At 65.9% G+C, this 10,677-nt stretch carries 9 protein-coding genes and 1 pseudogene; 5 read left to right on the forward strand and 5 right to left on the reverse strand.

Annotated features, from left to right (window positions below; genetic code table 11):
* Window positions 1-43 precede the first annotated feature (43 nt).
* Window positions 44-1,075, forward strand: coding sequence for an ABC transporter ATP-binding protein (locus Q0J54_RS08915; RefSeq protein ID WP_296305123.1), 1,032 nt, complete (start codon window positions 44-46; stop codon window positions 1,073-1,075).
* Window positions 1,076-1,430: 355 nt separating this feature from the next.
* Here the strand turns inward: Q0J54_RS08915 and Q0J54_RS08920 are convergent, their stop codons facing one another.
* From Q0J54_RS08920 to Q0J54_RS08930, 4 genes and pseudogenes are all read right to left on the reverse strand, one after another.
* Entirely contained in the window at window positions 1,431-2,069 is a 639-nt protein-coding gene (locus tag Q0J54_RS08920) for a hypothetical protein (protein ID WP_296305124.1), read from the reverse strand.
* 26 nt (window positions 2,070-2,095) lie between these two features.
* A pseudogene (locus tag Q0J54_RS12225) lies at window positions 2,096-2,257 on the reverse strand (MerR family DNA-binding transcriptional regulator); the annotation flags it as partial.
* A gap of 476 nt (window positions 2,258-2,733) precedes the next feature.
* Window positions 2,734-3,486, reverse strand: a complete 753-nt coding sequence (locus Q0J54_RS08925; RefSeq protein WP_296305125.1) for a hypothetical protein — start codon at window positions 3,484-3,486, stop codon at window positions 2,734-2,736.
* A 304-nt stretch (window positions 3,487-3,790) separates the two neighbouring features.
* Window positions 3,791-4,525 carry a hypothetical protein gene (locus tag Q0J54_RS08930; RefSeq protein WP_296305126.1) on the reverse strand — a complete coding sequence of 245 codons (735 nt, stop codon included), beginning with the start codon at window positions 4,523-4,525 and terminating at the stop codon, window positions 3,791-3,793.
* Window positions 4,526-5,120: 595 nt separating this feature from the next.
* On the opposite strand from Q0J54_RS08930, the gene Q0J54_RS08935 reads away from it, so the two are divergent.
* Together Q0J54_RS08935 and Q0J54_RS08940 are read left to right on the forward strand one after the other, a co-directional pair.
* Window positions 5,121-6,530, forward strand: a complete 1,410-nt coding sequence (locus Q0J54_RS08935) for an MFS transporter (RefSeq protein WP_296305127.1) — start codon at window positions 5,121-5,123, stop codon at window positions 6,528-6,530.
* Window positions 6,527-7,906: an amidase gene (locus Q0J54_RS08940; protein ID WP_296305128.1), complete on the forward strand. Its 1,380-nt coding sequence runs from the start codon at window positions 6,527-6,529 to the stop codon at window positions 7,904-7,906. The genes Q0J54_RS08935 and Q0J54_RS08940 overlap by 4 nt, the downstream gene beginning before the upstream one ends.
* Window positions 7,907-8,191: 285 nt before the next feature.
* On the opposite strand, the gene Q0J54_RS08945 is transcribed toward Q0J54_RS08940, so the two are convergent.
* A complete protein-coding gene (locus Q0J54_RS08945; protein ID WP_296305129.1) occupies window positions 8,192-9,253 on the reverse strand; it encodes a YIP1 family protein in 1,062 nt (353 codons plus the stop codon).
* A gap of 164 nt (window positions 9,254-9,417) precedes the next feature.
* Between Q0J54_RS08945 and Q0J54_RS08950 the strand changes: the two genes are divergently transcribed.
* Both Q0J54_RS08950 and Q0J54_RS08955 read left to right on the forward strand, forming a co-directional pair.
* Window positions 9,418-10,260, forward strand: a complete 843-nt coding sequence (locus Q0J54_RS08950; protein ID WP_296305130.1) for a DUF3298 and DUF4163 domain-containing protein — start codon at window positions 9,418-9,420, stop codon at window positions 10,258-10,260.
* A gap of 1 nt (window position 10,261) precedes the next feature.
* Entirely contained in the window at window positions 10,262-10,651 is a 390-nt protein-coding gene (locus Q0J54_RS08955; protein WP_296305131.1) for a hypothetical protein, read from the forward strand.
* The last annotated feature ends 26 nt before the right edge of the window (window positions 10,652-10,677 follow it).

Here is a 10,677-nt window from a genome sequence, read left to right on the forward strand (position 1 = left end):
GCCTGCCGCCGACGGCAATCTGTCTGCTCCGGGAGGATGCACCATGTCCCTTTCCACCATGTCCGACGGGCAGTGCGCCGCGCAGGCCGGCTCGCCGGCGGACGCCCGCGGGGCGGGGCCCCTGCTGCGGCTGGAGGGCCTGAGCGTCACCTTTGCCGACGAGGACAGGCTCCTGCCCGCCGTGCAGGATCTGCGCCTTGATCTGCCCGCCGCCGCCATCACCTGCCTCGTGGGGGAATCCGGCTGCGGCAAGAGCCTGACGGCACGAGCCATCCTGCGGCTCATGCCGCCGCAGGCCCGCCTTGGCGGACGCATCCTTTACCGGGGGGAGGATCTGCTCTCCCTCCCCGAAGCGCGCATGCGCTCCCTGCGCGGGCGGCATCTGGCCATGATCTTCCAGGAGCCCATGACGGCCCTCAATCCGGTGCTGCGCGTGGGGGATCAGGCCGCCGAGGCCCTGCGGCTGCATGCGGGCCTGTCGGCGGCGCAGGCCAGAGCCGAGGTCATCCGCCTGTTCGCCGAGGTGGGCATCCCCGCCGCGGCGGAGCGCTACGACGAATATCCGCACCAGCTGTCTGGGGGCATGCGGCAGCGCGTCATGATCGCGGCCGCCATGAGCTGCGAGCCGGATGTGCTGCTGGCCGACGAGCCGACGACCGCGCTGGACGCCACCCTGCAAGGGCAGATCCTTGCCCTCATCCACGCTCAGGCACTGCGGGGCATGGCGGTGCTGCTCATCACCCACGATCTGGGCGTGGTGGCGCGGGTGGCGGCCCATGTGGGCATCATGTACGCGGGGTATCTGGTGGAATACGGCCCCACGGTCGAAGTCTTCGCCCGCCCCCTGCATCCGTATACCCGCGGCCTCATGGGATCCTCACCGGCCCGGGCCCCGCTGGGCGCACGACGACTGCCGGCCATCCCCGGCAGCGTGCCGCCGCTGGGTCAGCGGGACGCGGGCTGCCCCTTTGCGCCCCGCTGCGACCAGGCCCTGCCGGTCTGCCGCCAGAGCCTGCCGGACGAACGGGAAGAGGGCGGACACCGGGTGCGCTGCTGGCTGCATGCGGCCTCGTAGGGCAATACGCTTCGTTTGTTTGGGGGGAAGGGGGCCTCCTCGCTCTGCTGTCGATGCCCGTAAGGCTCCCGCGTCGCCTGACGGGCACGGCCCTGCGGGCCGCCTTTCGGTCGCTGCCGGCGCGGGAGCGGGTCCCCCTTCCCCCCAAGCCCCCCATCCCTTCCCCTGCGCGCTTTTACAGCATTTTGCCTTTGGGAAAGGCAAAATGCGAGGCAGCATCCTGCCTGATTTGAACGCCAGGCGTTGCAAACTGAAGATGCTCTTCAAGAAGGGGGCGGACACGACTCTGCCGCACCCGCTTTACGGACACGGCTGGAACGAATGCAGACGAACGGATGCTCTTCTCTGCCCTCCTTCAGGAGACAACGGGAATGTGGCAGTGCATGACGCATTCGGCGCTGTTGCCGGTCAGGGCATAACTGCCCATTTCCAGCATGCGTGCGGGTCCGGTCGGACGCAGTCCCGCTTCCCGCAGCAGGGCGGGCAAGGCCCGCCAGCAGGCGATCTGCTCTTCCCACGCGCCGCGATGGGCGTACACGGCATAGAGGCCGGGCCGACTTTCCCGGAGGCGTTCAGGCGGCGTCGCCGCATCGACCGGAGCGAAAAGCTCGCCTTCAGCCAGCCGGCCGGCAAGGAAGTCTTCCTTCCGGTACGCGATGCCCGTGGGCAGACCGGGCGTTCGGGCGGCCCGGCGGCAGGATTCCATGAACAGCGCCGAGGCCTGCGCCATGCCCGCTTCCGTATCCAGCCCCTGCAAGGGCTGCGGCAGCACTTCCCAGCGGGCGGCTGGCATCTCCCGCAGCAGCAGGCGGTCCGGCTCCGTAGCCTGCGCTTCCCGCACCACATGGAGCAGACTTGCCACAAGCGCTTCCCGTTCCGCCAGCCTGTGCCGTTCATCGGCCAGCCGCCGGGCCTTTTCCTCCAGCAGCGGCAGGATGCCCCCTCCGCCGCCGTGGCGAGACAGGCGCGCATGTCCTTCAGCGGCGTGCCGCACTCCTTGAAAAGGGTGATCATGTCAAATTGCAGGAACTGCCGGACATCGTAATACCGGTAGTCGTTCTCGCCCCTGGACAGCGGCCGCAGCAGGCCGAGCCGGTCGTAATGGAACAGCGTTTCCTTGGTGGTATGACAGAGACGGGCAAACTGCCCGCTGGTATAGCGTCGGCTCATGGCAGCGTTCATAACGGCTGAAGGGGTGGTAAAAGGAACTGCTAGAGCCCAACCGCGGGCCCTGATAAAAGCGCACCGGGGAAGGGGGGGTCAGCATTTTCGGGTGCGGCCCGGCCCCCGGAGGAGCAGGCTGCCCGCCATGAGCAACAGCGTCAACAGCAGCGGCAGGAGCAGGGCCGCCGGCAGCCCGTACCACTGGGCGAGCCAGCCGATGCTCGGCGGGACGATGAGCAGGCCCGCATATCCCAGGGTGGCTATGGCCGTGGTGGCCCGCTGCGGGCTGATGTCGGGGCGGGAGCCGGCCCGGCTGAGCAGAACGGGCATGACGGGGGCCATGCCCATGCCGGCGAGGGCGTAGCCTGCCAGGCAGAGAAGGGGCCACGGCGAGAGCTGCACCATGACGAGGCCGCAGGCAGCGACGCCGGTCGCCCGCAGCAAAAGGGCGAGATCGCCCCAGCGTTGCCGCAAACCGTCGCCCAGCAGGCGGCTCAGGGCGATGGCGACGGAAAACGCGCCAAAGCCCAGTGCGGCGGTGCTTTCGGGCGCTCCCTTGACCGTATGCAGGAACAGGGCGCTCCATTCCGCGCAGGCTCCCTCCACGGCAACAGCAGGCCGCACAGGTAGATGAACGGGGGCACGCCGCGCGCGGCGGGCGCGGTGGCATCAGCCGGGGCCGCGCGCGGCCCGTCAGGCAGCAGATGGCGCGCAAAGATCGCCCAGCAGATCAGCTCAGCCCCGGCCACTGTCACGAAAGTGACAAGCGGACCGGCGGCGCACGCGGCAAAGACCGCGCCCAGCAGTGAGCCGCTAAGCCCTCCGAAGCTGTAACAGGCATGCAGGCCGGACAGGCAGTTGTGCCGGAGCCGGTGCTCCAGGAGGATGCCCTGTGTGTTCATGGCCACATCTGTCAGGGCGAAGCAGGCCCCGAGCAGGGCGCAGGCGGCGCAAAACGCGGGACCAGTGGGAGCCAGTCCGCAGAGCGGCAGGGCCAGCAGCATGCCGAAGCTGCCAAGGCGCAGCAGGGCGCATGTGCTTTGGCGGCGTTGCAGAACGTGCATGGCCGCAAAGCCGGCCAGACTGCCGCAGCCGAGGCAGAGCATGGCCATGCCGATGAGGGCTTCCCCCGCCTGGAGCTGCTCCCGCAGGGCGGGCATCCTGGCCGTCAGCAGACCGTATACGCTGCCTGTGCTGAAAAAGAAAAAGATCATGGCCCGGCGGGCCCTGCGTAACTGACCTTTCATGGGAATGCCTCTCCTCATGGTTTGGGGTGCGGGGAAGGGATTATGCTAAACTATGGGGTAAGGCAAGGGTCAAGAGGCGCGAGCATTTTTTGTGCGCGGTGCGTGGTTCCGCCGGTCGGGGCGAACCAAAGGAACGATCGGGCCCGCGGTCGCGGCGTGAGGACGCCTGGCGGACAGGATGGTCGGCCGGGTGAAGCAAAGAAAAAACGCCCGCCGCGGGCGGCGGCAGGCGTTTCCCTTCAGATGCGGGCGGGGTGCGGACGATGCCGGTCGCTCCGGCCGGTCGTTTGCCGCGGCGAAGCGGTCAAAAGCCCTTGCTGTCGAAGAGGCTGCCGCTGCTGCGTCCCTCGAACGGGCGGAGGGAAGGATCGACCCAGTAGAGGATTTCGTGGCCCATGTCCCAGGCCAGCGTGCGTACGATGAAGCCCGCCGCGTCCACCGGATTCCGCTCCTTGATGGAGAAGAGGTAGAAGTCGTGCACCTGACGCGACTCCATCATGCCGCCCTGCGCGAGCGACCAGATCAGCATGCCGGACTTGACGTCGTAGATCTCCACCGCAAGGGAGACCGAACTGTCGCCGCCGGACGCGCCGTCAATAAAATGATTGATGTAGCCGCCGATGACGAGTTCCGCGCCTTCACGCCGGGCAAGGTAGAGGGCGCGATTCGGATCGTAGGGGCCGGCTTCGGGTTCGTACTGCAACGTCTGGAAGGCATTGAGCGAAAGCCAGATCTGCCAGAACTGCCGGGTGATCTGATCGGCCACCGTAATCGCGCCCGCCGTCTGCTGCATCATGCGGAAGGGCACGAACAGCGCCTTGGGACGATGCCCCGCCGGGCGCAGCGGCGAGACGTAGACCGCGGGATTCTGGCGGCGGACGAAGTTGTCGATCTGGAACTGGAACGGCGTGCTGAAATCGCCGGTGGTGGTGAAGCTTTGCGGGCTGTCGTCCGGGGCCTTGGTGCAGGCCGTCAGCGGGACGGCAAGGCAGATCAGCAGGACGAGGACGAGGAGGGAAGTGCGGGCGCTGGGACGCATACGGAACTCCTGCGAGGGCCGCCGTGCGTCTCCCGCGCACAGCGTAAAGAGGGTCAGGGCCGCACGCATACACGCATGAACTGTCATGCGTTTGGCGGCGACGGTAATGCCATGAAAGTGTTAGCTAAATTCATGCCATAACTCAAGAGCTGATTTTATTGCAAGTGGTTATGCCGGCTTGTGTGCGGTCGGTCGGCAGGGATCGCCCGTCGGCGTGTGTTGACCGACGCTGTTTCGGCGGCGGGCCGCGCCTCCGCGCCAGCCAGGGGGATGCTGTGTCCGAAAACAAGGACATGTCTGGAGAAAATCGTAACAACATGTCTTTTTTTATTGACAATATTGTACTGTTCTCCGTCATAAGGCAAAACATGATGAAGTGGATGTATGGTCATATGAAGGTGAAGGATATATAGCATAAAGGGCGGAGCTTTCCCCAAAAATTATTTTAATTCAACGTATTGTTTTTTGTATTCCACCAAAGCTCCCCTATGTGGATCACTGACGGAAACATCGAAGGGCAAAAAGAGGAAAGAGCGGGAATGAACTTTGCTGGTTCTCGTGCAAAAAATCACTATCATCGTCAAAGGAGATCCCCATGAGCGAAGAACGACTACGCCTGGAAGCCAACCTCATTTCCCGTCTGGACAGGATGCCCATGAGCCGCGAAGTCCGTTTGCTTGTCGGACTGTTGTCGCTCTGCTGGGTCATGGAAGCTTTCGATATCGGCATGATCGGACAGGTCCTGCTGGTGCTGAAGCAACTCTGGGATCTGGATCCGAGCATGATCGGCCTGCTCGGCTCCTGTTCCACGGTCGGCGTCGTCATCGGCACCGCTTCAGCGGGCTTTTTGACGGATCGCTACGGCCGCAAGCGCGTACTGCTCTGGGGGGTGTTCATCTTCACTTTCTTCACGCTCATCGGCAGCCTGTTCGCGCATATCGGCTGGATCGTCGCCATGCGCTTCATCGCCGGCCTCGGGGCCGGGGCGGTATTCCCCCTTCCTTACCTGATGATCTCCGAGATCGCGCCGTCGCGTTCGCGCGGCAACCTTGTGTGCATATGCAACGCTATCCTGACCGCGGCCTATTGCCTGCCGACGCTCTGCGGCTCATGGGCCATCAGGACGTTTGAACTGGAGACCGCCTGGCGTATCCCCTTCATCATGGGCGGGATCCCCATTTTCTGTCTGTACCTCTTCCACCGCTGGCTGCCCGAATCGCCGCGCTGGCTCATGAAGAAGGGCCGCCACGAGGAAGTGCGGCAGCTCGTGATGCGTCTGGAACGCAGCGCGGGCGTGCCGCATGACGATGCCTATGTGGATGAGGCCGTGCTGCGCAACCTGCGTCAGGCCTCGATCAACGCCAAGGCCGCGCCCAGCCAGTGGACGCGCCTTTTTCGCCCGCCGTATCTGAGCCGTTCGCTGGTTTCCTGGTCCATGTTTTCCGCCGGCCTCATCACATGGTACGTCGTGCTGGTCTATGTGCCGACCATCCTTACCAACTACGGTTTCGCCCCCTCCAATTCCGTCATCCTGGCCGGCGTCATGACCGTTCTCGGGGGCATCGGTTCCATCGTCATGGGGCCGCTGGCCGACAAGTACGGCCGCAAGCCCATCTGGAGCCTTTACGTCATCATCACCATCATCGCGCTTTTCCTGCTGACCGCTACGGAAAGCATCACCGCACTGCTGCTCATCGGCGCGCTGGTCGCCTTTTTCGGCACCGGCATCATGCCCATCTGCAAGGTGTATGTCGCCGAACAGTACCCGACGGAGTTGCGCGGCGTGGGCACGGGCTTTGGCGAGGCCGTCTCCCGCATCGTGGGCGGCGTGCTGGCGACGTACTATCTGGCCTTCTTCCTTGACCTGGGCGGTATGCAGGCTGTCTTTACCTTCATGGCCGTGGCCTTCGGCATCGCCATCGTCGCGCTCTGGATATGGGGACAGGAGACCGCCCAGCGCAGTGTGGAAGCTACCGCCGCGGGAGCCGAGGAGGAGAAGCCATGACGACCAGCCATACGACCGCCATCGTCGCCGTGGCCGAACAGCTGCGGCAGGGCAGCCTGTCCATCCCTGATCTGCTGCGGCAGTGCCGCCGCCGTATCGACGACCTCAACGGCCGGCTCAATGCCGTCATCACGCTGGCTCCTGACGCCGAGGCTCAGGCGGAACAGCGGGAAGAGGAGCTGCGTACCGGCAAGGATCGCGGGCCTCTGCACGGCATCCCGTTGCTCGTCAAGGACAATATCGACGTGGCCGGCATGCCCAGCACCGTCGCGAGCCCCATATTCGCCTCCGCTCTCCCGGCCGCCGCGGATGCCGCCGTCATCGCCGGACTCCGCGAAGCGGGCGCCATCATCCTTGGCAAGACCAATATGGACGAATTCGCGGCCCATGTCAGCGGCCGGACGTCCTGCTGGGGGCCGACGGTCAATCCCTGGCACTTGTCGCGCAACTGCTCGCCCGGGGGGTCTTCCAGCGGGAGCGCCGCGGCAACGGCGGCAGGGATGTGCCTTGCCGCGCTGGGAACGGATACGGGCGGCTCGGTACGGCTGCCCGCCGCCTGGTGCGGTCTTTTCGGACTGCGTCCGAGCTGGGGACTGCTCCCCATGCGGGGCATCTATCCGCGTGCGGTCAGCATGGACGTGCCCGGCGTCTTTACCCGCTCGCCCAGGGACATGGTCCCGCTGCTGCAGGCCATGATCGGGAGCCATTTACCGCCGGTTTCCCGGACGGGCAAGCCTCGCGTGGGCATCATGTCGCGTCTCATTCGTCAACTGGCAGGCTCTCTGGACGGCGCGAACGACTGCCATGACGAAGCGGTAGAGCGCTGGACAAGCCTTGGCTGCACGCTTGTCGAGGTGGACTTCCCGCCGCTGACGGACGCGGAGACCGGCAACGTGGTGGATCGGCTGCGCAGCCATGAGTTTTACCGCGACGTCAGCAAGGATGTGGAGACGAGCCCGGCCAAAAATCGCATGAACGCCGTCCCGGCCGCGGACTACGCGGCCGGCAGGGACATGCCGGACAGCCTGCTGCGGGCGGCGCAAAACCGGCGGCGGGAACTGGCGGAAGCCACGCAGAGCTTCCTTGCCCGGGAAGATCTGGACGCACTCCTGCTGCCGGCGGCACTCATGACGGCTCCGCGTTTGGACGCCCCGGCCGAAGTCTACGGCAAGGCCCGTCTGCTCATGAACCTTTTCAGCATCACCGGCAATCCCGTGCTGGTCTATCCGGGCGGAAGCATCGACGGCATGCCCTTCGGCATGCAGTTGGTCGGCCCCGTCCGTACGGAGGCCCGACTCATCGAACTTGCAGAACTCTATGAGGGGCGATACCATCCCTTTGCCGCGCCCCCTTCCGCTCCCGGGCGGGATACATGACTAAATTTTACATATTAGTTCAACAGGCAGCGTGGATTTTTCATAAATGCCCCGTGTGCCTTGAGGGGGAACGCCTTGTGTCGCTGTTTCTTTCCCTCGCAAAAGCGCGCTGGAGAAGGGGTGGGGGGGCTTGCCGGGGAAGGGGCCCCCCCAGCGCCGGCAGCGACTCGACGGGCGGCCCGCAGGGCCGTGTCCGTTAGGCGACGCGGGAGCCTTACGGGCATCGACAGCAAAGCGAGGGGGTCCCCTTCCCCCCAAACAGGCAGCAAGAAGTGTTGACAGTCCCTAGTAGGGCAGACGCAGGCTGGAGAGCATGACGATGAACAGCAGCACGAGCGGCGCGAAGCCCAGCAGGGTACGGGGCCAGTCCAGCCTGAGGGCCATGCGGCAGCCGTTGACCAGACAGGCCAGACACCAGATAGAGCCGACCTGCTGCCCGAGCACGGGGATGATGCAGAGCAGCAGCGGGGCGGTGCTGTAGGCAACGACCTGAAAGATGATGTAAAAGGTGGCATGCTTCACGCCGGTCATGCGGAAGCACAGAAAGAGCAGGGCGCTGCCGAGATAGATTTGAAAGACGAATATCGCCAGCGAAATGAGCGAATAGAACAGGGGCTGATCCAGCGCGAAGCGGATGACGACCATGAGCGGCGCATCGGCGGGCATGGCCTGTTCCAGCATTTCCCGGCTCATGCTCAGCCAGAGGTACTGGCTGCACAGCATGATCAGCGTGATGATCAGGGCATAGAGCAGGGCCCGGAGCTGCGGCGCTTCGGGATCGAGGTGCGCGAAGAAACGCCCCGCGCCGAACATGACCCGCAGCGTGGTTTGATAGAAGGCGGAAAGGTAGCCCGCCGGACGGGGGGCCATGTCCCACGGATTGACGTCGTCCTCCGCCGCGGGCCGCGGGCGGCGCTTGCGGTTGACGGATGAGGCCTCCGCGGACAGGTCGTCCTCTTCCGGGCGGGCTTCGTCAGCCTGACGTGCCGCCGCGCCGGCCGGGGGAGCCGTCTTCTCCGGGGCGCGGGGCCGGCCGCTGTCCGCTTCGGCGGACGCGCCGGGCTGCGCGGAACCGGCCCGGCCGGGCACGATGGCTCCGGGCGGCAGGGGGTCGTCCTCCTGGGGACGGGACGCGACGGGACGGGCGGGCGTCGCCTGACCGTGCTCGATGACCTGGCTGAAGCCGTCTTCCGGCTGGAAGCGGAAGCGGCAGCCGCACTTGGGGCAGGTGGCAATGACAGCGCGCAGAGGAGCGCGATCCGCAGCAAGTTCACGGAAAAATCCGCAGTCCGGGCAGGTGATCTTCATTCTGTCAGCATAGCAGAGAGCGTCCGCGGTCGCAACCATGCCCTGCGGGAGAGGGTCGGCAGGCGTGCGGCTGGCGGCGGGCAGGCCTCAGGAGATGCCGGCGACGAATCCGGTTGACGAATCCGGGCGCAGGTCCTACAACCAAGCCACGGCTCCGCTCCCTCCGGGAACGGGGCCGAATCTTGCCTGCGGAGTCTTCGCACATGCGTGTCAGTGTTGTCTGTCTGCCGGTCGTCACGCGCCTTGTCCTTCTTTTTGCCGTCTGCTGCCTGCCGCTGCCGGGGGGGATTCCCGCCGCCCTGGCCGTGGATCTCCTGGACCCGGGAGCGGCATCGGCCCCTGACGGCGGACGCCTGAGCCGGGTCGGCATCACGTCGGAGGGGCGGCTCGTGCGGGAAGGCAAGGCGGGCATGGCCGAACGCCTGCTGCAACGGCAGGGCCGGCAGACCATGCCGGACATCTCCATCGCCTACCCCGTTCTCGGTCATGCCGCCGTGGATGAGGATGTGCGCCGCTGGGTCAACAGCATCGCCGATACGTTCGAAACGGAGATGGCGTCCCTGTTCGAGACCTCCGAAGTGCTGGGCGAAACGTCGGACGTGAGCCGCTATGCCCTGCACGGCACATATACGGTGCTGCGTCCCTCGCCGGAGGCCGCCAGCCTGGTTTTCGAGATTTGGACGTACACGGGCGGCGCACACGGCAATCTGGATATCATCACCCTCAATTACAGCCTCATCACCGGGCAGCGGCTCAATTTCGTGGACATCTTCGAGGATGTGGACAAGGCCCTCTCCCTGCTGTCCGGCCAGTCGCGCAAGGTGCTTTCCCGGCGACTGGCCGGCGGGCGCATGGATCAGTGGATACTTGACGGCACGACGCAGGATGTGGACAACTTTTCCAGTATAGGTCTGACCCGGCAGGGCGTGCGCGTCTACTTCCAGCCCTATCAGGTGGCCGCCTGGGCCGCCGGGGCGCAGAAGGTGGACATCCCGCTCGAAGAGCTGCTGCCGGCCAAGCCCTTTCTGACCCTCTGGGACAAGTGACATGCTGCCGCCGCCGGTGAAGCTCCGCGTCCCCGACGCCGCCTTCCTGCACGAGGAGCATTTCCCCGGCGCGCCCTGCGTGCCCGGTTCCTGCCTGCTGGAGGCCGTGAGCCGCGCGGCGGTCCAGGCGTTCGGCCGCCCCGTGATCTGCATGGCGCAGGCACGCTTCCGGCAGTTCGTGCCCCCGGGCTGCGCCTGTCGTCTCGTCTGGAAGCGACCGGCGGCCGACCCGTCCTCCGGCGGCGTGTCCGGTCGGGACGATGGGCCGCCCCGGCGTGTGGGCTGGCAGCTCGTGGCCGCTCCGGCGGCGGACGGCGGGCCGGCCGCCGGTCGACTGGCCGAAGGAGAGCTGTGGCTGGCCCCGGCCGACAGGGAGACGACATGCGATTGAGTTTTGACGGCCCGGTGCTGCTGCTG

The sequence above is a fragment of the uncultured Desulfovibrio sp. genome, from assembly GCF_944324935.1.
Classification (GTDB): Bacteria; Desulfobacterota; Desulfovibrionia; order Desulfovibrionales; family Desulfovibrionaceae; genus Desulfovibrio.

What these genes read in the sequence shown, in the direction of transcription:
- Q0J54_RS08950 (WP_296305130.1), top strand. Translation starts at nt 9,418, where the DNA reads ATGCGTGTCAGTGTTGTCTGTCTGCCGGTCGTCACGCGCCTTGTCCTT.
- Q0J54_RS08915 (WP_296305123.1), top strand. Translation starts at nt 44, where the DNA reads ATGTCCCTTTCCACCATGTCCGACGGGCAGTGCGCCGCGCAGGCCGGC.
- Q0J54_RS08935 (WP_296305127.1), top strand. Translation starts at nt 5,121, where the DNA reads ATGAGCGAAGAACGACTACGCCTGGAAGCCAACCTCATTTCCCGTCTG.
- Q0J54_RS08945 (WP_296305129.1), bottom strand. Translation starts at nt 9,253, where the DNA reads ATGGTTGCGACCGCGGACGCTCTCTGCTATGCTGACAGAATGAAGATC.
- Q0J54_RS08955 (WP_296305131.1), top strand. Translation starts at nt 10,262, where the DNA reads ATGCTGCCGCCGCCGGTGAAGCTCCGCGTCCCCGACGCCGCCTTCCTG.
- Q0J54_RS08940 (WP_296305128.1), top strand. Translation starts at nt 6,527, where the DNA reads ATGACGACCAGCCATACGACCGCCATCGTCGCCGTGGCCGAACAGCTG.
- Q0J54_RS08925 (WP_296305125.1), bottom strand. Translation starts at nt 3,486, where the DNA reads ATGAAAGGTCAGTTACGCAGGGCCCGCCGGGCCATGATCTTTTTCTTT.
- Q0J54_RS08930 (WP_296305126.1), bottom strand. Translation starts at nt 4,525, where the DNA reads ATGCGTCCCAGCGCCCGCACTTCCCTCCTCGTCCTCGTCCTGCTGATC.